Source organism: Devosia sediminis, from assembly GCF_016411825.1.
GTDB lineage: Bacteria > Pseudomonadota > Alphaproteobacteria > Rhizobiales > Devosiaceae > Devosia > Devosia sediminis.
Genome location: NZ_JAEKMH010000001.1, coordinates 214,799 through 235,757, shown reverse-complemented (window position 1 = coordinate 235,757; position 20,959 = coordinate 214,799). Strand labels below are relative to the sequence as shown.

25 protein-coding genes are annotated in these 20,959 nt (G+C 63.7%); 12 read left to right on the top strand and 13 right to left on the bottom strand.

Features of this window, described 5'->3' with window-relative positions:
• Position 1 precedes the first annotated feature (1 nt).
• The 5 genes from JEQ47_RS01165 (at position 2) to JEQ47_RS01145 (ending at position 3,233) form a co-directional block, all read left to right on the top strand.
• Complete coding sequence (locus JEQ47_RS01165) at positions 2–334, top strand: ArsR/SmtB family transcription factor (RefSeq protein ID WP_198874557.1); 333 nt, start codon at positions 2–4, stop codon at positions 332–334.
• A gap of 62 nt (positions 335–396) precedes the next feature.
• Complete coding sequence (locus JEQ47_RS01160; RefSeq protein WP_198874556.1) at positions 397–1,209, top strand: bifunctional allantoicase/(S)-ureidoglycine aminohydrolase; 813 nt, start codon at positions 397–399, stop codon at positions 1,207–1,209.
• 3 nt (positions 1,210–1,212) lie between these two features.
• On the top strand, positions 1,213–1,716 hold the full coding sequence (locus tag JEQ47_RS01155) for an ureidoglycolate lyase (protein ID WP_198874555.1): 504 nt from the start codon (positions 1,213–1,215) through the stop codon (positions 1,714–1,716).
• Between the two features lie 88 nt (positions 1,717–1,804).
• Complete coding sequence (locus JEQ47_RS01150) at positions 1,805–2,602, top strand: META domain-containing protein (protein ID WP_198874554.1); 798 nt, start codon at positions 1,805–1,807, stop codon at positions 2,600–2,602.
• A 7-nt stretch (positions 2,603–2,609) separates the two neighbouring features.
• Positions 2,610–3,233, top strand: a complete 624-nt coding sequence (locus JEQ47_RS01145; RefSeq protein WP_198874553.1) for a nucleoside deaminase — start codon at positions 2,610–2,612, stop codon at positions 3,231–3,233.
• A 9-nt stretch (positions 3,234–3,242) separates the two neighbouring features.
• Here JEQ47_RS01145 and JEQ47_RS20895 read toward each other — a convergent pair whose 3' ends face one another.
• Entirely contained in the window at positions 3,243–3,365 is a 123-nt protein-coding gene (locus JEQ47_RS20895) for a hypothetical protein (RefSeq protein WP_268905696.1), read from the bottom strand.
• A 207-nt stretch (positions 3,366–3,572) separates the two neighbouring features.
• Between JEQ47_RS20895 and otsB the strand changes: the two genes are divergently transcribed.
• Both otsB and JEQ47_RS01135 read left to right on the top strand, forming a co-directional pair.
• Positions 3,573–4,394, top strand: a complete 822-nt coding sequence (gene otsB / locus JEQ47_RS01140; RefSeq protein WP_198874552.1) for a trehalose-phosphatase — start codon at positions 3,573–3,575, stop codon at positions 4,392–4,394.
• A 62-nt stretch (positions 4,395–4,456) separates the two neighbouring features.
• Complete coding sequence (locus JEQ47_RS01135) at positions 4,457–5,872, top strand: alpha,alpha-trehalose-phosphate synthase (UDP-forming) (protein ID WP_198874551.1); 1,416 nt, start codon at positions 4,457–4,459, stop codon at positions 5,870–5,872.
• A gap of 3 nt (positions 5,873–5,875) precedes the next feature.
• On the opposite strand, the gene JEQ47_RS01130 is transcribed toward JEQ47_RS01135, so the two are convergent.
• The 4 genes from JEQ47_RS01130 to JEQ47_RS01115 form a co-directional block, all read right to left on the bottom strand.
• A complete protein-coding gene (locus JEQ47_RS01130) occupies positions 5,876–6,769 on the bottom strand; it encodes a 2-dehydropantoate 2-reductase (RefSeq protein WP_198874550.1) in 894 nt (297 codons plus the stop codon).
• A gap of 85 nt (positions 6,770–6,854) precedes the next feature.
• Positions 6,855–8,321: a DEAD/DEAH box helicase gene (locus JEQ47_RS01125; protein WP_236020611.1), complete on the bottom strand. Its 1,467-nt coding sequence runs from the start codon at positions 8,319–8,321 to the stop codon at positions 6,855–6,857.
• Between the two features lie 327 nt (positions 8,322–8,648).
• Positions 8,649–9,440 carry a molybdopterin-dependent oxidoreductase gene (locus JEQ47_RS01120; protein ID WP_198874548.1) on the bottom strand — a complete coding sequence of 264 codons (792 nt, stop codon included), beginning with the start codon at positions 9,438–9,440 and terminating at the stop codon, positions 8,649–8,651.
• The gene (locus JEQ47_RS01115; RefSeq protein ID WP_198875687.1) at positions 9,437–10,285 is read right to left on the bottom strand and encodes a cytochrome b/b6 domain-containing protein; all 849 of its coding nucleotides are present in this window, start codon (positions 10,283–10,285) and stop codon (positions 9,437–9,439) included. Before JEQ47_RS01115 ends, JEQ47_RS01120 begins: the two co-directional genes overlap by 4 nt.
• Positions 10,286–10,505: 220 nt before the next feature.
• On the opposite strand from JEQ47_RS01115, the gene JEQ47_RS01110 reads away from it, so the two are divergent.
• Positions 10,506–11,030, top strand: coding sequence for a sigma-70 family RNA polymerase sigma factor (locus tag JEQ47_RS01110; RefSeq protein ID WP_198875686.1), 525 nt, complete (start codon positions 10,506–10,508; stop codon positions 11,028–11,030).
• Positions 11,027–11,665, top strand: a complete 639-nt coding sequence (locus JEQ47_RS01105; RefSeq protein WP_198874547.1) for an NrsF family protein — start codon at positions 11,027–11,029, stop codon at positions 11,663–11,665. Before JEQ47_RS01110 ends, JEQ47_RS01105 begins: the two co-directional genes overlap by 4 nt.
• 139 nt (positions 11,666–11,804) lie before the next feature.
• Here the strand turns inward: JEQ47_RS01105 and JEQ47_RS01100 are convergent, their stop codons facing one another.
• The 3 genes from JEQ47_RS01100 to JEQ47_RS01090 all read right to left on the bottom strand — a co-directional run bounded on the left by JEQ47_RS01100 (position 11,805) and on the right by JEQ47_RS01090 (position 13,611).
• The gene (locus JEQ47_RS01100; RefSeq protein WP_198874546.1) at positions 11,805–12,455 is read right to left on the bottom strand and encodes a ThuA domain-containing protein; all 651 of its coding nucleotides are present in this window, start codon (positions 12,453–12,455) and stop codon (positions 11,805–11,807) included.
• A 62-nt stretch (positions 12,456–12,517) separates the two neighbouring features.
• Complete coding sequence (locus tag JEQ47_RS01095) at positions 12,518–13,153, bottom strand: class I SAM-dependent methyltransferase (RefSeq protein WP_198874545.1); 636 nt, start codon at positions 13,151–13,153, stop codon at positions 12,518–12,520.
• Positions 13,150–13,611 (bottom strand): GtrA family protein, encoded by a 462-nt coding sequence (locus tag JEQ47_RS01090; RefSeq protein WP_198874544.1) that lies wholly within the window; start codon positions 13,609–13,611, stop codon positions 13,150–13,152. The genes JEQ47_RS01095 and JEQ47_RS01090 overlap by 4 nt, the downstream gene beginning before the upstream one ends.
• Positions 13,612–13,852: 241 nt before the next feature.
• Between JEQ47_RS01090 and JEQ47_RS01085 the strand changes: the two genes are divergently transcribed.
• On the top strand, positions 13,853–15,460 hold the full coding sequence (locus JEQ47_RS01085; protein WP_198874543.1) for a bifunctional metallophosphatase/5'-nucleotidase: 1,608 nt from the start codon (positions 13,853–13,855) through the stop codon (positions 15,458–15,460).
• A 50-nt stretch (positions 15,461–15,510) separates the two neighbouring features.
• On the opposite strand, the gene JEQ47_RS01080 is transcribed toward JEQ47_RS01085, so the two are convergent.
• Together JEQ47_RS01080 and JEQ47_RS01075 are read right to left on the bottom strand one after the other, a co-directional pair.
• On the bottom strand, positions 15,511–15,888 hold the full coding sequence (locus JEQ47_RS01080) for a response regulator (RefSeq protein WP_198874542.1): 378 nt from the start codon (positions 15,886–15,888) through the stop codon (positions 15,511–15,513).
• 108 nt (positions 15,889–15,996) lie between these two features.
• Positions 15,997–16,248, bottom strand: a complete 252-nt coding sequence (locus JEQ47_RS01075; protein ID WP_198874541.1) for a GlsB/YeaQ/YmgE family stress response membrane protein — start codon at positions 16,246–16,248, stop codon at positions 15,997–15,999.
• A 147-nt stretch (positions 16,249–16,395) separates the two neighbouring features.
• Between JEQ47_RS01075 and JEQ47_RS01070 the strand changes: the two genes are divergently transcribed.
• Complete coding sequence (locus JEQ47_RS01070) at positions 16,396–17,010, top strand: hypothetical protein (protein WP_198874540.1); 615 nt, start codon at positions 16,396–16,398, stop codon at positions 17,008–17,010.
• A 153-nt stretch (positions 17,011–17,163) separates the two neighbouring features.
• Positions 17,164–17,781 carry a hypothetical protein gene (locus tag JEQ47_RS01065; RefSeq protein ID WP_198874539.1) on the top strand — a complete coding sequence of 206 codons (618 nt, stop codon included), beginning with the start codon at positions 17,164–17,166 and terminating at the stop codon, positions 17,779–17,781.
• Between the two features lie 49 nt (positions 17,782–17,830).
• On the opposite strand, the gene JEQ47_RS01060 is transcribed toward JEQ47_RS01065, so the two are convergent.
• The 3 genes from JEQ47_RS01060 to JEQ47_RS01050 all read right to left on the bottom strand — a co-directional run bounded on the left by JEQ47_RS01060 (position 17,831) and on the right by JEQ47_RS01050 (position 20,958).
• Positions 17,831–18,874, bottom strand: a complete 1,044-nt coding sequence (locus tag JEQ47_RS01060) for a Gfo/Idh/MocA family protein (protein WP_198874538.1) — start codon at positions 18,872–18,874, stop codon at positions 17,831–17,833.
• Positions 18,875–19,001: 127 nt separating this feature from the next.
• A complete protein-coding gene (locus JEQ47_RS01055; protein WP_198874537.1) occupies positions 19,002–19,790 on the bottom strand; it encodes a ThuA domain-containing protein in 789 nt (262 codons plus the stop codon).
• 163 nt (positions 19,791–19,953) lie between these two features.
• The gene (locus tag JEQ47_RS01050; RefSeq protein WP_198874536.1) at positions 19,954–20,958 is read right to left on the bottom strand and encodes an ABC transporter ATP-binding protein; all 1,005 of its coding nucleotides are present in this window, start codon (positions 20,956–20,958) and stop codon (positions 19,954–19,956) included.
• Position 20,959 lies beyond the last annotated feature (1 nt).

Here is a 20,959-nt window from a genome sequence, read left to right as displayed (position 1 = left end):
CATGTCAAATGACGATGCAGACGACGCTGTTTTCAAGGCCCTCGGCCACCGCGTGCGGCGCCGTATTCTCGATTGCCTGAAGACCGAGTCCCGAACCACCGGCATGCTCTGCGACCTCTTTCCCGACATCGATCGCTGCACCGTCATGCAGCATCTGCGCGTGCTCGAAGAGGCAGGTCTCGTGGTTGCGGAGAAGCGCGGCCGCGAGCGCTGGAACCATCTCGACGCGCTGCCTGTCCATGCCATTCACGAGCGCTGGATCGGGCCCTATGCCGCCTATGCGACATCCATGCTCAACAGGCTCAAGCAGCGGACCGAAGAGGGAGTCTCCTGAACACCCCGTGACAAGCGGCAGCGGCGCACTCTACTCTGGCGCCAAAGAAATCACGGTGCCTCATGCCCTACGCTTCCCCTTCCGCCGGCCTGCCCGACCAGATGACCCTCCACACCGGCCGCGCCGTGTTCACCGAAGCCTATGCGGTCATACCGCGCGAGGTCATGCGCGACATCGTCACCTCCTACCTGCCCCATTGGCGGGAGAGCCGCGTCTGGATCATCGCCCGTCCTCTCTCCGGCTTTGCCGAGACCTTCTCCCAATATGTGGTGGAAGTGGCGCCCGGCGGCGGCAGCGAGCGCCCCGAACTCAACCCCGAAGCCGAGGGCGTGCTGTTCGTGGTCGCCGGCCAGGTCGTGGTGACCATCGAGGGTCAGTCCCATACTCTCACCGAGGGCGGCTACGCCTTCCTGCCACCGGGCAGCACCTGGACGCTTTCCAATCGCTCGACGGAGGTCGCCCGCTTCCACTGGGTGCGCAAGCGCTATGAAGCCATTGACGGTATCGATATCCCGCCTGCCTTCGTCACCAATGAGCAGTCCGAGCCCATCCGCTGGATGCCGGGCACCCGGGACACCTGGGGCACGACGCGATTTGTCGAGCCGACCGACCTCCGGCACGACATGCATGTCAACATCGTCACGCTCGAACCCGGGGCCGTCATCCCCTTCGAGGAAACCCATGTCATGGAGCACGGCCTCTATGTGCTCGAGGGCAAAGCGGTCTATCGGCTCAACCGCGACTGGGTCGAGGTCGAGCAAGGCGATTTCATGTGGCTGCGGGCCTTCTGTCCCCAGGCCTGCTATGCGGGGCCTAAGCGCTTCCGCTATCTGCTCTACAAGGACGTCAACCGCCACGCCAAGCTGCCGTTCTGAACCATGGCCGATCCCCGCACCATTTTCATCGAGCCCCTCACCGCGACCGCCTTCGCCCCCTTCGGCCAGGTCATCGAGCGGGAGGGCGCGCATCACTACCCGATCAATGCCGGGATGACCGAGCGCTATCATGACCTGGCGCGCATCGAGCTCGGGGGTGTCCATCCGCGCCCCTTGATCTCGCTGTTCCACGGCCAACCCTATGCGCTTCCGCTGGCGCTCACTCTGGTCGAACGCCACCCTTTGGGCAGTCAGGCCTTCTTTCCGCTCTCAGAGAGCCCATGGCTGGTCATTGTCGCCGAGGACGAACACGGCACGCCCGTGCGCCTCAGGGCCTTTCGTCCGGCGCCCGGACAGGGGGTCAACATCGCCATGAACACCTGGCATGGGGTACTGACCCCACTGGAGCGGGACAGCGACTATCTCGTGGTCGATCGTGGGGGCGAGGGCAACAATCTCGAAGAGCATCACTTCGAGACGCCCTGGATCATCGACGGGCGCCCCTAACCCTAAAACCGATCATCGCTCGCAACCAAACGCGGGTTGGAGTAGTCTTGTCTCCATGCGGCTGCCCGGCATTTGGATGGAGACGAACATGTCCATGTCGAAACTCGTCAGCGCCCTGTTGGCGCTTCTCCTGATCCTCACCACACCCGCCCTGGCCCAACCCGTCATCCTCGACGGCACCGTGACCTATCGAGAGCGCATTGCCCTGCCCCCGGACGCCTGGCTGCGGGTCATGCTGGTCGAACTGACCGACGGAAGGCCCATCGTCGGCGCCACGGCCGGCATTCCCGCGAAGGGCGAAGTCCCCATCGCCTTCGTCCTCAATGTGCGTAGCGATGTCGATGCCCATGATGGCACCCACGGCCTTGTCGCTGAAATCAGCAGTGGCGGCCGCGTGCTGTTCCGCAACCCCGTGCCCGTCCCGGTGGCCGCACCCGGCAACCTCACCCATATCGTCGCCAATTATGCGCCGGGGCCGATTGTCGATCCCAAGCCGCCCGAGGAACCAGACGAGCCCATGCTTCCCGACCCGCTCCTGCCACCGCAGCCGGGCCTGCTCGATACGGTCTGGACCGTGACCAGCATCGGCGGCAAGCCGGCGATTGCTGACAGCAAGCCAACCCTCTCCATTGCCGCTGACCATCGCGCCGGCGGCACTGGCGGTTGCAACAACTTCTTCACCGAAGCCACGGTTTCCGGTGACAGCATCAGCTTCGGCCCCGCCGCCGCCACCATGATGGCTTGCGGTCAGGAGATCATGGACCAGGAGCATGCCTATTTCCTGGCGCTCGAAGCGGTCGCTTCATACCATCTCGACGCACAGGGCTTGCGCCTGCTCGACGCTGCTGGCATTCCGCTGATCGGTCTTGTCAGCGCCACGGAGTAACTGGGTTTTGGAAACTGCCGCTCTGATTTCACGCCTTCTCGACGTCATCGAGAAGGATGTCGCCCCGGTTACGTCCAAGGGCGTGGCGCGCGGCAACAAGCTTTTTGGAGCGGCCATTCTGCGCAAGTCCGACCTGTCGGTGGTCGTCGCGGAAACGAACAACGAAGTGGAAAATCCGCTTTGGCATGGCGAAATGCACGCCATCAAGCGCTTCTTCGAACTGCCGGAGGACCAGCGCCCGGCCACGAAGGACTGCGTGTTTCTGGCCACCCACGAGCCCTGCTCGCTCTGCCTCTCGGGCATTACCTGGTCGGGCTTCGACAATTTCTATTACCTGTTCAGCCACGAGGACAGCCGGGACAGCTTTGCAATCCCCTACGACATCCAGATCCTTAAGGCCGTCTATGCCGTGCCCGAACCCGAGACCGGGACAGTGTCGCCCGGGCGCGATCTCTACAATCGGCGCAATGCCTTCTGGACCAGCCACGGGCTGCAGGAGATGATCGCGGGGCTCGATCGCGGCAATCGCGAAGTGCTGTTGGCGCGCATCGACGATATCAACGCCCTCTATGGCGATCTCTCGGATCGCTACCAGAAGGACAAGGGCAACAAGGGCATTCCGCTCGCCTGAGCGGCATGCTCAACGCTGCACTTCGGCCACGCCGACCATGAAGTCGCTGCCCGGTACTTCCGCAAAGGAAGCCGCAAAGGTCAGGAAGCTGATCGACAGGGCGAACAGCAGAGTCAGAAGAAGCTGTGACATGATCGGAGAACCCTCGTTTAACGCAAGGCCGATGCGGGCCCGCCCCGCCGGTCTGGTTCCCGTTGTAGTCACGTCGTCTTGAACCGCCCTCGAATGGCCCGTTAACTCCCCGTTCACATTCAGGCCGATGCATCGCTGCCATGCCGCGCGAACCTTTCGCGTCCGGTCGCGTTCCCCATGTGGCCAATACTGGAACCGGGGGACACCATGTCCGAACTGACAGAAGCGCGCGGCACCGTCGCGCCATTGCTCGCCGTCTTCACCGACTTCGACGGAACGCTGGTCGAGATCGCCGAAACCCCCGACGCCGTCGAGGTTCCTTCCGAACTTGCCGATGGCCTCGACCAAGCGGCCCGCGACTTCGACAATGCCTTTGCCGTGATTACCGGCCGCGAAGTCGCTGATATCGACCGGTTCCTCTCGCCGCTGCACCTGCCGGTGGCCGGTGCCCACGGGGCCCAGCGTCGCCGTGCCGATGGCACCATGCTCGAAGTGGATGCCGAGATCAGCGCCGCTGCAGACGACATTGCTGCTGCCGTCGCGCCGCTGCTCGAGCGCCACCCCGAGCTCATCCTCGAACCCAAGGACGGCGCCGTCGCCCTGCATTACCGCCAGGCGCCAGAGCTGGAGCAGGAATGCCTCCTGATCATGCGCGAGGCCGTCGCCGAGCACCTCGATTTCGTGCTCGTGCCGGGCAAGATGGTCATCGAGGCCCGTCCTGCCGGCTACGACAAGGGCAGCGCCCTGCGCGCCTTCATGCAGGAAGAACCGTTCCTCGGGCGCACCCCGATCTTCATTGGCGATGACCGCACCGACGAGGACGCCTTCCGCGTCGCCCAGGAAATGGGTGGCATCGGCATCAAGCTCGGGCCTGGCGAAACCGTGGCCCGGATGCGCATTGCTGACGTAGCTTCCGTCCATGCCCTCCTGCGGGGCCTGGCCGAAATCGCCCGGCGTCACGAGCTGCCGGCCGCGCCGGAGGACGAGAACGACGAAGCGCCTCTGCTGCGCGACGCCACCGCACACTGACCGATCCGGGGCCGCTCTGCGGCCCCTTCCATGTCCAATCCACAAAGAAAGACCACAGCCTCATGAGCCGAATCGTCATCGTATCGAACCGCACTCCTGGCAAGGGCCCCGCCGCTGGCGGACTTGCCGTGGCCCTGCGCAAGGTACTGAGCGAGCGCGATGGCTTCTGGTTCGGCTGGTCGGGCAAGCTGGTGGACCAGCCCGGTAACGAAGCGCGCATGGAGGACATCGACGGCCTGCAGGTCGCCCAGCTCGACCTCGCCCGCGAAGATCACCATGCCTATTATGCCGGCTTCTCCAATTCCATCCTCTGGCCAAGCTTCCATCTGCGGCTCGACCTCGCGACCATCGAAAGCCACTGGTACGAGGGCTATCGCCGGGTCAACCAGCAGTTCGCGCGGGCGCTGATGCCCCTGCTCAAGCCAGACGATATCGTCTGGGTGCACGATTATCATCTGATCCCCCTGGCCTCCGAACTGCGGCAGCTCGGCGCCCGCAACCGGATCGGGTTCTACCTCCACATCCCCTTCCCCACCGCCGACGCGCTCTATGCCATCCCCCACCACGAGGAGCTGATGCGCGACCTCGCCCGCTACGACCTTGTCGGCATGCAGGCCAAGCGCGACGTCGCCGCCTTTACCGAATTCGCCGAGCATCAGGCGCCTTCCACCTTTGGCGGCCATCAAGCCCAGCCAATCGACTTCAGCCGCACCGAGATCGATGCCTTCCCCATCGGTTCGGATCCGGCCGCCTTCGCCAGGCTCGCCGCCAGCCCCGCCGCCACCAAGATGGTGCATCGCATGAAACGCGCCCTGGGGGATCAGTGCCTGATCCTGGGCGTCGATCGCCTGGATTATTCCAAGGGCCTGCCCCAGCGCGTCGAAGCCTATGAGAAGCTTCTGGCTAACAATGCGCGCCTCCGCCGCAACGTGCACCTGCTGCAGGTCGCGCCGCCTTCGCGCGACACCATCAAGGAATATCAGGAAACCAGCGACACGCTGGACGCCATGTGCGGCCATGTCATGGGCCGATTTGCCGAGCCCGACTGGCAGCCCCTGACCTATGTGAAGCGCGCCTATGGGCAGCCGAGCCTGGCGGGACTCTACCGGTTGGCGCGCGTGGCGCTGGTGACCCCCCTGCGCGATGGCATGAACCTGGTCGCGCACGAATTCATCGGCGCACAGGATCCGGCCAATCCCGGCGTGCTGGTTCTGTCCCGCTTCGCCGGGGCCGCCGAGATTTTCCACGATGCACTGCTGGTCAACCCATTTGACACCGACGAGACCGCCGAAGCGCTGCGCATCGCCCTCGACATGCCGCTCGAGGAGCGCAAGCAACGCTGGCGTTCGCTGATGGACGCCGCCGAGGAACACAATGTCGACGACTGGGCCATAAATTTCATCGAGCGCCTCGCCCCGGGCACCGCCCGCAAAGCCGGCAGCACCCGCGACATTCTTTATCTCGCCTCTGTCGCGTGACGGCTAGTCGCGCTTGACCCAGGGGCTCCCCGAAGCGCCCAACAGGGTCACCAGCATATGGTTCATCGGGGTCGGAATGCCGTGCTTTTCGCCCAGCCGCACGATGACACCATTGCGGGCATCGATCTCCATGGGATTGCCGGCCAGCCGGTCGGCGTGAAGCGACCCGGCGATCGCGCCTTCCGGCATGGTGCGCGAGCGCTCGACAAAGTCGTCAACCACACTTTGCGGAATTTCGGCACCCTCAGCCCGCCCCACAGCGGCGCATTCCTCGTTGAGGCCCCTGACGATCGCCTCGAAATCCGGACTCCAGACCGGCCCCATGGCGCGCAGAGTCAGCGCCGGTACAATGGCGGCGCAATTGCCGCAGAGCTTGATCCAGAGCTGCGATACGAAATCCGCATGCGCGGCGGCCTCGATTTCGGTATGCGCGAACAGAGCCGCGAAATCCTCGCCATTCTGCCCGGCCGGCACCGCGATGACGCCATGCCGGCTCTGCTCGATCCGTCCCGGCGCATGGCGGGTCGCCGGCAGGTTGATCATCACGGGCACCAGCCGCTCGGCCGGAACGATATGCTCGAACAGCCGCACATGCTCGACCCCGTTCTGGATGATCGCAACGCGCGTGCCCTGGGCGCAGAGCGCCTCGATCCAGGGACGCGTGCTGTCGGTGCTGTAGGTCTTGGTCGCCACCAGCACCCAGTCGACCGGGCTTGCCTCACTGGGGTCGGTCAGCACCTTCGGCGTCGCCCGGATCGTTCCTTCCGGCGTCTCCACCACGAGATCGGCGATGGGCGTGCGCACGCAGACCGACACGTCGAAATCCGGGTTCTGCGCCAGCCAGGCAGCAACGGTTCCCCCGATGGCTCCGGGTCCGACAATGGCAATGCTGGTCACGCGAAATCTCCTCGAACGCAAATGGGCGACCCGAAGGCCGCCCATCTTCTAACCTGATTTGCGCAGTCCGCGTGTGGCAAAAGCCTCACGCGTTGGCCGATGCGCGTTTGGCGCGGCCGGCGTCGCGCTGGCCCTTGTTCCAGCGCGGCTTGCCCGACTTGGCCGGCTTGGCGCCGATGACCTTGCCGGTCTCTGGGTCGCGCCGCACATGCTTGACCTGGCCATTGCCACCGGCATTGCCGTGGCGTTCGCCGTCGGCAGGCTGGTGCGGCGCGCCACCACGCGTCCGCTCGCCGCCGGGGCGGGGCGTGTTGAACTTGCGCTGGCTGTTGGCCTTGGGATTGCGGGCCGTGCGCGCACCCGCCGGGGCACCGGCATTGTTGCGCGGCTGGCGCGGGGCGGGTGCTTCCTCGACAAGGTTGACGTCACCCGAAACCGGCAGCGTGCGGCGGATCAGCCGTTCCACGTCGCGCAGCTTGCTCTTTTCCGTGCCGTCACACAGCGTGATGGCAATGCCCGAGGCGCCGTTGCGGCCGGTGCGGCCGATGCGGTGCACATAGTTTTCCGGGTCGTCGGGCAGTTCATAGTTCACCACGTGGGTGATGCCCTGCACGTCGATGCCGCGCGCCGCGATGTCGGTGGCGACGAGAATGCGCACCGAGCCATTGGCAAAGCCCTTGAGCGCCGCCTGCCGGGCATTCTGGCTCTTGTTGCCATGGATCGCCGCAGCCTCGTGCCCGTCGATGGCGAGGTTCTTGGCCACGCGATCGGCGCCATGCTTGGTGCGCGAGAAAATGATCACGCGCTCCATGCCTTCCTTCTCGTCGGCCAGCAGGTCGTTGAGCACGCCACGCTTGGCCTTCGAGCCCGACATGATCACGCGCTGGTCGATCTTGACCACGGTGGAGCCCTGCGGAGCCGCCTCGACCTTGATCGGCTCCTTGAGCAGCGTCTTGGCGAGGTCTTCCACTTCCGCGGCCATGGTGGCCGAGAACAGCATGGTCTGGCGCTTCAAGCCGATCGCCTTGGCGATGGCGCGCACCGGGGCGATGAAGCCCATGTCGAGCATGCGGTCGGCCTCGTCCAGCACCAGCCAGCGGGTTTCATTGAGGCGGATCTTGTTGTCGTCGAGCAGGTCCTTGAGGCGGCCGGGGGTGGCGACGACAACATCGACGCCCTTGGCGATCTTCTGCACCTGGTGGTAGCGCGACACGCCCCCCAATACGAGAACGGTATCGAGCCTCATCTTGGAGCCGGCGAACTTGCGCAGGTTCTCTTCGATCTGCACGGCCAGTTCACGCGTCGGTGCCAGGATCAGCGCGCGCGTCGTCATCGGACGCGGACGCCCGGTCAGGGTAAGCAGGCCAGCCAGGATCGGCAGGCCGAAGGCCGCCGTCTTGCCAGAGCCGGTCTGGGCAATGCCCAGCATGTCCCGGCCCTCGAGGAGCTTCGGGATCGCCTGGGTCTGGATCTTGGTGGGCTCGGTAAAGCCGCCGGCGGTCAGGCTGTCGGTGATGGTGGTCGGCAGGCCGAGCGAAATGAAATCGGACAAACTGTTGTCTTTCCTGTTGCGCGAAACCGCGCAGGCGCCGGCCCGAACGCGGGTGGCGCGTGTCAATAAATGCAATCGGGCGATAGGGATTTATCGCGCGGGTGCTGGCTCAAACCCGGACCGATCGCCTCTCTGGCAATTCTGGTATCCGGGCTGACTTCGCCGCTCACCGCTTGAGTAAGAAGGGAAGTCCATCGTCGGCCCTCTGGCCGCGACGCTTCGCACATATGGGGGAAGTTGCTGGAAAAGGCAAGTTTGTCCCGCGCATGGCTGATGCCCGCGACGGCCCCAGGACACCCTCACCCTTGGACACAAGCGCCCACCGCGTCAGATCCCACCGTACCAGTCGTATCCATTGTCCTCCCAATAGCCGCCCTTGCCCATGCCGAACGGCTTGAGGTCATCCACCAGTTCGATCGTGTGCAGATATTTGGGCTGCTTGTAGCCCAGCGCCCGCTCGATCCTCAGACGCAGGGGCGCGCCATTGCTGACCGGCAGCACCTGATCATTGAGGCCGTAGGACAGGATGGACTGCGGATGGTAGGCGTCCACCAGGTCAGAACTGGTATAGTAGAGGATGTCCCCGCTCAGCGTGCGCTGGATATTGTCGTAGCAGTGGTAGACGCAATAGCGCGCCCCCGGCTTCACCCCGGCCTGGTCGAGCACCGGCCCGAGCGGCGTGCCGGTCCATTTCGCGATGCAGCTCCAGCCTTCGACGCAGTCATGCCGGGTGATCTGCGTGCGCGCCGGCATGTTGCGCAGTTCGGCCAGCGAAAAGCTGACCTCGCGATCGACCATGCCCTTGATGGTCAGCCGATAGGGCTCGAAATTCATGCCGCGCAGGAACATGTATTCCGGCGTCGTCGGTTCGGTCGACCCATTGGGCTTCATGCCCTGGCGGATTTCGCTCTGCGAATATTCGCGCGCCAGCACCTGGTCGCCGATCAGCGCCCGTTGCGCCTGATAGGTCAGGACATTGGCGCTTTCCATCGCCTGCCGCACGGGATTGCCGCGTTGACCCAGAAAGTCGAACTGGTTGCAGCCCGACAGCGCCAGCGATGAGCCCACGGCCGCCGAGCCGATGAGAAACTTGCGGCGATTGACGATCAAGCGGGTCATGATCGATCTCCCTGCTCACCCGGCGTGCCGGGGCTGGTGCGGTACCATCCCGTTATCATCGACCGCAGCTCGTTGAGCGGTCCCGCCAGCAGTACCATGATGATGTGGACGATAAAAAACAGCACCAGCAGCACCATGACCACGAAGTGGATAGTCCGCGCCGTCTGCCGTCCGCCGAACACGTCGAGCAGCCACGGCCAGGCCGCATCCATGCCCGGGCTCATGGTGAGGCCGGTGAGGATGATCAGCGGAAAGAGAATGAAGAAGACGGTGAAATAGCTCAGCTTCTGCAGCGGCGAATAGCGCCGCCCGTGATGGAGGCGCAGGCGCGCATGGTCAAGCGCATCCCGCGGCAGGCCCGCGAGGTCGGCGCCTTTCGGCACGATGTCGCGGCGCAGATGTCCGTTGATGAAGCTGGCGAGAAACCACACAAACAGCGCCGCGACGAAAATCCAGCCGAAGAAGAAGTGCACCACGCGTCCCGTCGCCAGGTCGCGATAGGATGGGATGGTCACGGCACCCGGAAAGCCGGTGAAAGTGGGCTGCTCGGCGCTGCCGCTCATGCCCAGCACCCCGGTCGTATCGAACTGCTGGCCGAAGATCGTCGTCCGCCCGCGCGGCCCCTGCGGCGTGTTTATCGCGCCGATCTCGAGCACCGCATTCTCGAATTCGAAGCCCGATTGCTGGCCGATATAGAGCGCTGGATGTGCATTGAAGATCTGGAGGCCCGACAGCAGCAGGAAAAACAGGCAGATCGCCCAGGTCCAGTGCGTCAGCCGCGTCCAGATCGACTGCCGATAGACCAGCGGCCCCCTGACCGGTGGCAGTCCCTGTTGTTCGCTCATGCTTTCCCCCTCGGCGGATGATTGACCATCTGCCTGATAGCAACGGTAGCCCATCGCGCCGATCGTCGCCATCACGTCGATGTTATGCTTGGGCATACACCTTCATTCGTTGAGCCGAGGCGCTGGTTACGGATGCTCGCTTTTTCGTGTCCGCCGTGTAACGTCGCTCTGCTCTGACGCGTATGGAGAGGCAATGAAGCCGGACAGCACCGAACAGCGATTGCGCGGGCTGATGCTCGCATCGCTCGATGGCGACGCTGCCGCCTATCGGGTGTTGCTAGCCGATCTCACGCGCTATCTGCGCCCCTGGTTTGCCCGGCGTCTCAGCGCCGCCCATGTCTCGCACGCGGAGGACCTCGTGCAGGAAACGCTGCTCGCCGTGCATTCGCGGCGCATGACCTATGATCGCTCCCGACCCTTCACGGCCTGGCTGCACGCCATTGCCCACCACAAATTCGTGGACCACGTCCGCCGCCATGCCATTCGTCCCACTGTGCCGCTCGACGATGACGCCCCGATCTTTGCCAGCGACGACAGCGCCCATGCCGCCGACCGCCGCGATGTCGAGGCCGTTCTCGCCACCGTCCCCGACCGCACTGCCGATCTCATCCGCCAGACCAAGCTCGAGGGCGCCTCCGTTGCCGAGGCGGCCGCGCGGCACGGCATGACCGAGACTGCCGCAAAGGTCTCCATCCATCGCGGCCTCAAGTCGCTGATGGGCCGCTTTGCCGGAGGCGGAAAATGACCGACGAGCTCATCAATCGCCTCAGTGCCGATCTTGAGCCCGTGCCTCCGCGTGCCCTCGAAAGGCGCATCTGGACGGCGCTGGCCCTCGGCGCACTGGTGACGCTGCCCTATGCCTATATCGTGCTCGATCTCTGGCTCGGCCGCCCCTTCGTGCCCCTCATGGGTGAGCGCATGTTCTGGGTCAAGTTCGTCTATACGCTGGCCTTCGCCCTGATCGGCTTCGCCGCCGTCCCGGCACTGAGCCGCCCCGATGGCCGCATCCGCTGGCCGTTCATCCTGTCCGGCCTGGGCCTGCTTGTCGCTCTCGGCTTTGGGACCATGCGATGGATGGAGAGCGACTGGATCATGCCCGAACTGATGGGCCAGACTGCCATGGTCTGCCCCTGGTTGATCCCGCTTACAGGCCTGCCCGTGCTCGCGGCGCTTCTCTGGGCCATGCGCCCGCTGGCGCCGCGTTCAGCCACCATGGCCGGCCTTGCTGCGGGTCTCCTTGCCGGCGGCTTCGGCGCTTGGACCTATGCCTTCTTCTGCGGGGAAGACGGCATGATGTTCATGGCCGTCTGGTATTCACTGGGCATTGCTCTGACAGCAGCGCTTGGCGCAGTACTGGGGCGGGTGCTGCTCAGGTGGTGACCCTATATCCGTCACACCCGCGGTACCGCCCTCGGGCTTGACCCGAGGGCCACTCGCCACATCGCGATTGCCTCAGCTGGTCCTCGGGTCGAGCCCGAGGGCGGCGCGGTGGTTGGGTAGTCGACAGCGACGGGCCGACCTACTCGTCCCGCGCCGCCCAGTCCATGCCCCGGCGCATGATCGTCGCCATGTTGGAATTCTCGAATTCCTTGGCCTGGTGGCCCAGCGTCATGTGGAACACCTTGCCCTGGCCGTGGCGGCGCTTCCACACCACTGGCATCACCACGCCGTCGATCCAAGAGGCATGCTCGCCGGTAAAGGTTGTCGTCGCCAGCACCTCGTTGGAGGGGTCGACATGCATATAATACTGCTCGGACTTATAGGGAAAATTGGCCGGCAAGCCCGCCATGATCGGGTCATCCGGCTTTGTGATATCCACCGTATAGTCGATGATATTGCCCGGATGGGCCACCCACTGCCCGCCCACCATGAACTGGTAATCCACGGCGTCGCGGAACGCGTCGCTCATGCCGCCGTGATGGCCTGCCAGGCCCACGCCGCTCTGGACCGCCTTGGTCAGGTTTTCCACCTCTTCCTTGGCGATCTTGCTCATCGTGAAGATCGGCACGATCAGCGACAGGTCGGCGATAGAAGGGTCGGCAAAGGCGCTGGTCTCGGTAGCGGTGCGGACCGAATAGCCATCCTCATGCAGCCACCGGCGATAGATGGTGGCGCATTCCTCCGGGTCGTGACCTTCCCAGCCGCCATAGACGATCAAAGCACTGCGCATAAGCGTTACCCCGCAAATCAAACGGCGCGGAGAATACCGGAGTGAGCCGGTATTGAAAGCCGTCACATGCGCGCGGTGGGTCGCAATCTGCTCACAAAGTGCAGCCGCCGCTCGAACAGCCAGCTCAGCGGCGCGGGATAAAGCCCCAGCTTTTCGTCGCGCGCCTCTTCCCTGACGCCGGCCGCGGCAAAGGCATCCCGCCATTGCCCCGCATCGAGATAATTATAGGGCAGGCGCACGTCGTGGCCCCGATTGCCCACCCAGTCCATCACCCGCAACGCCGGTCCCGCCAGCATGCCTTCGCGCAGGTGGTCCTTGACGACGACGCTCTGGCCCGCCACCCGCGCGGCCTCTCGCAACACCGCAGCCGGGTCGTCGGTATGGTGGAGCACGTCGACGATGGTCACATGGTCGAAACTGCCATCTGCAAACGGCAGCGTCGCGCCGTCATATGGCGTTACCGGAATATGCCTCACCGGCCGCACCAAAACGTCCACGCCTTCGATCCGGAGTTCCGGGCGTCGCGCCATCAGCGCCACCGCCACCTGCCCGTCGCCGCAGCCAAGGTCCAGTACCCGCCCGGGGCCGGGGAGAATAGAGGCAGCCAGCGCATCGGCCAGGGCTTCGACGCGCCGCCCGAAGATCAGCGCGCCATGCATGGCATTGAGGGCCTGCTTGGCCGGACTGGCAATGCTCATGCGGTGGCAGCCTCGTATGGGCGCTCGAAGGCAAAGGCCCAGCTCTTGAGCACGAGGAAATTGACGCCCGACGTCAGGGCCGTCACAAGCACCGCGGCCGGCAGGCTGGGCAGCGCCAGCGTGCCGTGGAAGACAAAGCCGAAGATCGAGGCCAGCAGCAGCGCCATCACCTGCACCACAACATAGCGCGGCAGCGCCTGCCAATGGGCTGCCTCGGAGGCAAAGGTGAAGCGCCGGTGCAGCAGGTAGACGGGCAGGATAAAGCTCGCATAGCAGATGGCGCTCACGATCCAGGCTTCCGTGTCCGAAAGCATGCCGATCAGGACGCTGGAAAGCACGACGAAGCCGACCGCAGCGCCACCGCCGATCAACACGAAGGACGCAATGCCGCCGCCCTGCCGCCTCCCGGCATCGGAGGGGGGCGGATCGCGCATCAGGCTCTCAAGGGCGGTACTCATCGGCACAATCCGGACAACACACTGCCCCCTCTCTAGCACGCAACTGTTGCAGTCCTGTTTACGTGCCCGGATGAAGCGACGATTGAACATCACCGAACTGTCATATTTGACCAACCGGTCCACTTTTCACTGTCACAATTCCCTGCTTAACTGACCGTTGACGCTGTCGGCTGGCCACGAGACGCGTGCGCCGGCGCGATGGAGAGAACGTCGAAGGCAAACTTGAAAAGGGACAACAGGGATGAAGAAACTTCTTCTGGGCGCCACCGCGCTCACGCTCTGCGCCGGATTTTCGACTGCGGCCCAGGCCGACTACACGCTGAACATCCTGCACATCAACGACTTCCATTCCCGCTTCGGACCGATCACCAGCTCCGACTCCAATTGCGATGCGGAAACCGACGCTGCCGGTGAGTGCTTTGGCGGCATCGCCCGCCTCAAGACCGCGATCGACGCTGCCCGCGCCGCTGCCGGCGACGGCAATGTGGTGCTCGTGGATGCCGGCGACCAGTTCCAGGGCTCCCTGTTCTACACCGAATACCGCAGCGAGATCATTTCCGAGTTTGCCAACAAGCTCGGCATCGAGCTGATGGCCGTCGGCAACCACGAATTCGACGATGGCCCAGAAGAGCTGGCCAAGTTCATCGACGCCATCGAATTCCCGATCATCTCGGGCAACACCAATGTCGAAAACGAGCCGCTTCTCGCTGGCAAGTTCGAAGGCACCCACGTGCTCGAAATCGGCGGCGAAAAGATCGGCTTCGTCTCGGCCCTCGCCGAAGATACCGACGAGACCTCCTCGCCCGGCGACAATGTCGAGTTCGAAGACACCATCACCAGTCTTCGCACCCAGGTCGATGCGCTGACCGCCGCCGGCGTCAACAAGATCATTGCCCTCACCCATGTGGGCTATACGGTCGACCTCGAGATTGCTGCCAACGTTCCGGGCATCGACGTCATCGTGGGCGGCCACTCGCATACGCTGCTGTCCAGCACCGACGAAGCCGCGGCCGGCCCTTACCCGACCATGGTCAACAATCCCGATGGCAAGGAAGTCCCGGTCGTCACCGCCAGCGCCTATGCCAAGTACCTGGGCGACCTCACCGTCACCTGGGACGACGAAGGCAATGTCATCTCCGCGGAAGGTGCGCCGATCCTGATCGACGCTTCGGTCGAGCCCAATGAGGAATTCGCTGCGCTTCTGGCCGAGCGCGAAGCCCCGCTGCAGGAACTGATGGCCGAAGTCATCGGCACCTCCACCGATGCCATCGAAGGCAGCCGCGAAGTCTGCCGCGTCGAGGAATGCTCCATGGGCAATCTTGTGGCCGATGCCATGCTCGACCGCGTGGCCGACCAGGGCGCGACCATCGCCATCCAGAACGGCGGCGGCCTGCGTGCCTCCATCGACGCCGGCGAAATCACCATGGGTGAAGTGCTGACCGTCCTGCCCTTCTCCAACACTCTTGCCACCGTCGAAATCTCCGGTGCCGATGTCATCGACGCGCTTGAAAACGGCGTGTCGGACATCGAAAATGGTGCCGGTCGCTTCCCGCAGGTTTCGGGCCTGAAATACAGCTACACTCTCGCCAACCCGGCCGGCGAACGCATCAGCGACGTCCAGGTCCTGGTCGGCGGCGATGCCTGGGCCCCGATCGACGAGGAAGCCACCTACAAGGTCGTCACCAATAATTACATGCGTGGCGGCGGCGACGGCTACGGCACCTTTGCCGAGGGCGACAACCCCTACGACTTCGGCCCGCCGCTGGAGCAGGTCCTGGCGGACTACATCGCTGCCCAGGGCGGCGAATACACGCCCTATACCGATGGTCGCATCACCATCGTCGAATAGGTCGGCCGATCACTTGAGACACGAAGGGCGCCCACCGGGCGCCCTTTTCGTCAGTGCGTGGCGGACAGCGCCGAAGCCAGCCGCTCAGGGTCCCAGGGCTTGGCGAAGAAGGGCGTGTCGGCGGGCAATGCGCCGGCAAGCGGCTTTCGACCGGCCGAAACCACGATGACGCGGATATGCGGCCAGACGAACCGTACGTGATGGGCGAGGACGATACCGTTGCGGCTTCCGGGCATGTTGACGTCGGTCACCAGCCCCGTGAAGGCATGCGCCGACTGGTTCAGCATGGCGAGCGCTTCTGCGGTGCTGGCGGCCTCCCAGGCCTCGTGACCCAGATCGCGGATCAGCTCCGCGAGATCGGCCCGGACGAACGCTTCGTCATCGACGACGAGGAAGGACTGTGGAGCGGCGTGACGAGAGGTATCCATAGTCTGACAAACAGATGACGGCCCGGCTCGGTTCCTGCCCTTGCCGCACCCTCGCGAAATAAAAAGGGCGCCCCGCAGGACGCCCCATTCCAGTCAGCCTGTGGTGGCCTAGCGGCGCCGGGCCAACTGGCCCCAGATCAAGAGGATGATCACCGCGCCGACGATCGACGCGATAAAGCCGGCGCCGTCGCCCGGCCCATACCAGCCAATGGCCTGACCCAACCAGGTCGCCAGCACCGAGCCGACGATGCCGAGCACGGTGGTGAGGATAAAGCCCGAGGGCTTGTTGTCGCCCGGGGTGATCCACTTGGCGACGACGCCTGCAAGAAAACCGATAATGATGGCCCAGAGAATGCTCATTCCGACGCTCCTTTGTTGTCGCTGAACAAGTTCGCTGGGGCCCTGCCGGTTGCAGCGTCCCACACAAATATGTGCGTTCAACTCGGTAACACTCTGCAACTGGGGTTGCCGGGGAGCCGTTGGGCTGGCTCAACCGGAGAGCCCGCCATGAAATGCACCCCGATTGCGCTGACGCTGATGGCGCTCGCCACACCTGCCATTGCCCAGGGGCTTCCTGCCCTCGAAGGCGAAGGCTCGCAGGTTCAAAGCGTCGAACTGCTCGACGGCGCCGTTTCTGTCAGCGTCGAGTCCTCCGGCTCCATGTCGTTGGGTCGAGGTGATGACCATATCGACGGCGATCTCGGCATCACCATCAATGACGTGACGCTTGGTACGGGCGGCACCGATGATGCAGGCAATCCGGACAACTCCTCGGGCGCCCGCACGGCCACCGGGGATACCGTGGCCGCATCGCCCGTCCCGTCGGCAACAGCACCCGCCACCTCCGGCCAGCCTGTCGTGAGTCGCACCATCGCGAACTCCGATGTTTGCGTGCTGGGTTTGGTAAGTGCCGAAGAACTCGCCAATGCGTTCGATCACGCCGCCACGCTGGTCTGGCGGGAAGCCACCTGCGGCACGGACGGCTCCGGTGCGGCCATGCTGGCTGCATCCGAGCCGCGCCTGGTCAACGAACTGGCCCGTGCCGGACGGACCCCGGACCAGGTGGTTGCGATCACATTGGATGACGGTAGCGTGATCGTCGATCTCGCCCTACGTGACTAAAACACTGTCAGTCCCAAAGATTTCCGGAAAATCCTCCGAATATTGCGGTCGACCACGCTTTTATATGTGCGGGAACGATCGAGTAATTCGGGGATTATCCCATCGAACCTCGCAAGGTTTAACATAATAATAATCAACTTGGAGGATGAGACGATGAGCTCCATCCATAAAATTCTTCTGACTTCCGTTGCTGCTCTTTCTTTGACTTCGGCTGTTGCCTTCGCTCAGGACAGTGAAGATAGCAACATCCTCAATGATACTGTGAATGGTGTCACCGATACGCTCGACAGCACTGTCGACAGCCTCAACGATACTGTCGACTCGACTGTCGATGGCGTTGACGCCGCGGTGGACGGCGTGACCAATTCCGGCGATGTCGGCGGTGATGCCTCCGGCTCGGTTGGCGATGTCACCAATGACGTCGGCGGCGTGAGCAATTCGGTTGGCGAAGCCGGCAATGTCAGCGACGTGGCCGATCTCTCCGAGATTCTCTCGATGATCGAAGCCGGCAATGCTAACGTCTCCGATATCACCGATGTGAGCGATGTGAGCGTGGTCGACGTAGCCGATGTCGCCAACTTCGACGCCAATGCCCTCAACGACGCGCTGAACGGCAATGCCAGCAACATCACCGCTCTTCAGGATGCCATCAACGGCAACGAGGCCTTGACCGGTTTCCTGAGCGGCAATGCCATCGACGTCTCGGACGTGGTTGCTCTCAGCAACGACCAGGACGGTTCGCTGGTCATCTATACCAACAGCCAGGACTAACCGCCTGTCTGCGTAAAGGGCCCCGGCAATGCCGGGGCCTTTTTTTGGTCTAGACCCGGTGCTCTGCCCGTTCCCGGTCGGTTACGGTGGCGAGGTCCAGCACCTTCTGGATATTGGTCGCGTGGCGGAAGCTCGGTTCGAGATTCTGACCGGTGCGGCAGGCATCGACGAAGCGCTGATAGTTGGTCGGCACCGCATCCACCGGCACTTCGGTCCATGTGCCAGTTTCGATATCGTCGCCGAGGCAGGTGAAGAGCTTCGACCAGTCGTGCCGATGCTGCACTTCCACCGAGCCCTTTTCACCATAGATCCTGAGGCGCAATTCGTTGAAGTGTCCCGTGGCCCAGCGCGTCGCGTGGATCACGCCCAGCGCACCGTTCTCGAGCTGCGCCGTCATGGCAAAGCTGTCATTGGCATCCAGGTCATATTCGCCGATTTTGTTGTTCTCGGCCTTGTCGAAGGTATGGAGGCGGCAGAACACGTCCGAAAAATCGCTGCCAGCGCCGTAGGCTGCGAAATCGAGGATATGCACGCCGATATCGCCGAGCACGCCGTTCGAGCCATGCTTCTTGCTGAGGCGCCACAGCCACTGGCTCTCGGTGCGCCAATCGCCCCAGGCCTTGGACACAAGCCAGCTCTGGAGATAGCTCGCCTCGAAATGCTTGACCGTGCCCACCTGCCCCGACTGCACGATTTCCCGTGCCTTCTGGAGCTGCGAGACGTTGCGATAGGTGAGGTTGACCATGTTGACGAGGCCCAGCCGCTCGGCCGCCTCGGTCATTTCCATGGCGCGCGCATGATCGGTGGCCAGCGGCTTTTCGCAGAAAACATGCTTGCCTGCAGCCAGGGCCGCCATGGTCGTGGGATAGTGCACGCTGTCGGGCGTCACATTGGCCACGGCGTCGAATTCGCCCCAGGCCAGCGCCGCGTCAAGCGAACCGAAGCCACGCTCGATATTGTGCGCCGAGCAGAACGCCTCGACCCGCGCCGGATCGACGTCGACGCCGCCCACTAGGGTCACGCCATCGATGGCCGCAAAATGCTTGGCATGAGTATTGGCCATGCCACCGGTTCCCAGAATGAGGATCCGCATTGTCTATTTCCTTGGGCCAGTGCCCGCTTCAAGATACAGGGTCATTCCCGCGAAAGCGGGAACCCCTGTTTTCATTACGACGGAGGTTCCCGCTTTCGCGGGAATGACTCCGGGGCTAAAGCCGCCTCTACTTCTTCACCTGCCCGGCATGTTCGGACGAGCTGAGCTTGGCGCCGCGCTCCTCGATCTTCTCGATCGCCTCTGCGACGGGCGTATTCGGCGCCTTCATCAGATGCGCATGGCGCGTGCCGTCGAAAGCCCAGTTGATCGCATTGCGCAGGACCTGGCCGACATTGGCGTCGTGATAGGTCGGATAGGTTTCGTGGCCGGGGCGGAAGTAGAAGATATTGCCCGCGCCGCGACGATAGGTCAGGCCCGAGCGGAACACTTCGCCGCCCTGGAACCAGGAGACAAACACGGTCTCGAGCGGCTCCGGCACGGTGAAGGGCTCGCCGTACATCTCTTCGTATTCGAGTTCGAAATAGGGCGGCAGACCCCTCGCGATCGGATGGCCCGGATTGACGACCCAAAGGCGCTCGCGTTCACCGGCTTCGCGCCAGTGCAGGTTGGCCGGCGAGCCCATCAGGCCCTTGAACACCTTGGAATGGTGGCCCGAATGCAGCACGATCAGGCCCATGCCCTGCCACACATGCTCCATGACGCGCTTGACCACTGCGTCATCGACCTTGTCATGTGCCGCATGGCCCCACCACACCAGGACGTCTGTCTGGCTCAGCGCTTCCTCGGTGCAGCCGTGCTCGGGCTCCTGCAGCGTCGTGGTCTTCACCGAGATATTGCTGTCCTGCGACAGCAGCTTGGCGATCTGATTGTGCATCCCGTTCGGGTAGTTTTCGGCAACCACCTTGTTCTTCTGTTCGTGGACGTTCTCGCCCCAGACCAGGGTACGGATAGGCATATGTAGTCTCCTGCTTGAGCGGCAAGGGGGAGGATGCCGCTGTTTATACTGCACGTCGGCCCCACGAAAGCGCGAACCCATGCCGTCGCGACAGGTTCCGCTGGGAGCACAAGAGTGAATGGAAAAGGGGCAGCCCGATGGCCGCCGCCCTTGTTGTGATGCGTTAGCGGACCGGCTTGCCCGCCTCGTTGAAGCGGTGGACCTTCGCCTCGATCGGGGACACGCGCAGCACTGTGCCGCTGGCATATTCCGCGGCACCCTCGATGCGCACCACCACTGGCTCTTCCTGGCCCATCTCGAGATAGACATAGGTGTCGGCACCGAGGTTTTCGGTGTGGATCACCGTCCCCTCCCAGATGCCATCTGGCCTGATCTCCATATGCTCGCCGCGCACGCCCAGCGTGGCGCAGGAAAAGGCCGCGGCCTTGTCGCCGGCAATGAAGTTCATCTTCGGTGAGCCGATGAAACCGGCCACGAACAGGCTGTCGGGCTTTTCATAGAGCTCCATGGGCGTGCCCACCTGCTCCACCAGGCCATCGCGCAGCACGCAGATGCGGTCGGCCAGGGTCATGGCCTCCACCTGGTCATGCGTCACATAGATCATGGTCGTGTCGTGCATGCCCTCATGGAGCTTGGCGATCTCGATGCGGGTGGCGACGCGCAGCGCCGCGTCCAGGTTCGACAGCGGCTCGTCGAACAGGAACACCTTTGGGTCGCGGGTAATGGCCCGGCCGATGGCGACGCGCTGCCGCTGGCCGCCCGAAAGCTGCTTGGGCAGGCGGTCGAGATACTGCCGGATCTGCAGCATGTCGGCTGCCTTCTCGACGCGGCGGCGGATCTCTTCCTTGTCCTTGCCCTTTTCGAGGGTGAGGCCGAAGGCCATGTTCTCGTAGACCGTCATATGCGGGTAGAGCGCATAGGACTGGAACACCATGGCGATGCCGCGCTTGGAGGGCGCCAGCGCATTGACCACCTTGCCGTCGAACAGCATCTCGCCCGAGGTAATGTCCTCGAGGCCGGAAATCAGCCGCAGCAGGGTGGACTTGCCGCAGCCCGAGGGGCCGACGAAGACCATGAATTCGCCCTTGCGGACCTCGAGGTCGACACCCTTGATGACCTCGACCATGCCGAAGGCCTTGCGGACGTTGCGAAGTTCAATCGCAGCCATT

What these genes read in the sequence shown, in the direction of transcription:
- JEQ47_RS01165 (WP_198874557.1), top strand. Translation starts at nt 2, where the DNA reads ATGTCAAATGACGATGCAGACGACGCTGTTTTCAAGGCCCTCGGCCAC.
- JEQ47_RS01160 (WP_198874556.1), top strand. Translation starts at nt 397, where the DNA reads ATGCCCTACGCTTCCCCTTCCGCCGGCCTGCCCGACCAGATGACCCTC.
- JEQ47_RS01155 (WP_198874555.1), top strand. Translation starts at nt 1,213, where the DNA reads ATGGCCGATCCCCGCACCATTTTCATCGAGCCCCTCACCGCGACCGCC.
- JEQ47_RS01150 (WP_198874554.1), top strand. Translation starts at nt 1,805, where the DNA reads ATGTCCATGTCGAAACTCGTCAGCGCCCTGTTGGCGCTTCTCCTGATC.
- JEQ47_RS20895 (WP_268905696.1), bottom strand. Translation starts at nt 3,365, where the DNA reads ATGTCACAGCTTCTTCTGACTCTGCTGTTCGCCCTGTCGATCAGCTTC.
- otsB (WP_198874552.1), top strand. Translation starts at nt 3,573, where the DNA reads ATGTCCGAACTGACAGAAGCGCGCGGCACCGTCGCGCCATTGCTCGCC.
- JEQ47_RS01135 (WP_198874551.1), top strand. Translation starts at nt 4,457, where the DNA reads ATGAGCCGAATCGTCATCGTATCGAACCGCACTCCTGGCAAGGGCCCC.
- JEQ47_RS01120 (WP_198874548.1), bottom strand. Translation starts at nt 9,440, where the DNA reads ATGACCCGCTTGATCGTCAATCGCCGCAAGTTTCTCATCGGCTCGGCG.
- JEQ47_RS01115 (WP_198875687.1), bottom strand. Translation starts at nt 10,285, where the DNA reads ATGAGCGAACAACAGGGACTGCCACCGGTCAGGGGGCCGCTGGTCTAT.
- JEQ47_RS01105 (WP_198874547.1), top strand. Translation starts at nt 11,027, where the DNA reads ATGACCGACGAGCTCATCAATCGCCTCAGTGCCGATCTTGAGCCCGTG.
- JEQ47_RS01100 (WP_198874546.1), bottom strand. Translation starts at nt 12,455, where the DNA reads ATGCGCAGTGCTTTGATCGTCTATGGCGGCTGGGAAGGTCACGACCCG.
- JEQ47_RS01095 (WP_198874545.1), bottom strand. Translation starts at nt 13,153, where the DNA reads ATGAGCATTGCCAGTCCGGCCAAGCAGGCCCTCAATGCCATGCATGGC.
- JEQ47_RS01090 (WP_198874544.1), bottom strand. Translation starts at nt 13,611, where the DNA reads ATGAGTACCGCCCTTGAGAGCCTGATGCGCGATCCGCCCCCCTCCGAT.
- JEQ47_RS01085 (WP_198874543.1), top strand. Translation starts at nt 13,853, where the DNA reads ATGAAGAAACTTCTTCTGGGCGCCACCGCGCTCACGCTCTGCGCCGGA.
- JEQ47_RS01080 (WP_198874542.1), bottom strand. Translation starts at nt 15,888, where the DNA reads ATGGATACCTCTCGTCACGCCGCTCCACAGTCCTTCCTCGTCGTCGAT.
- JEQ47_RS01075 (WP_198874541.1), bottom strand. Translation starts at nt 16,248, where the DNA reads ATGAGCATTCTCTGGGCCATCATTATCGGTTTTCTTGCAGGCGTCGTC.
- JEQ47_RS01070 (WP_198874540.1), top strand. Translation starts at nt 16,396, where the DNA reads ATGAAATGCACCCCGATTGCGCTGACGCTGATGGCGCTCGCCACACCT.
- JEQ47_RS01065 (WP_198874539.1), top strand. Translation starts at nt 17,164, where the DNA reads ATGAGCTCCATCCATAAAATTCTTCTGACTTCCGTTGCTGCTCTTTCT.
- JEQ47_RS01060 (WP_198874538.1), bottom strand. Translation starts at nt 18,874, where the DNA reads ATGCGGATCCTCATTCTGGGAACCGGTGGCATGGCCAATACTCATGCC.
- JEQ47_RS01055 (WP_198874537.1), bottom strand. Translation starts at nt 19,790, where the DNA reads ATGCCTATCCGTACCCTGGTCTGGGGCGAGAACGTCCACGAACAGAAG.
- JEQ47_RS01050 (WP_198874536.1), bottom strand. Translation starts at nt 20,958, where the DNA reads ATGGCTGCGATTGAACTTCGCAACGTCCGCAAGGCCTTCGGCATGGTC.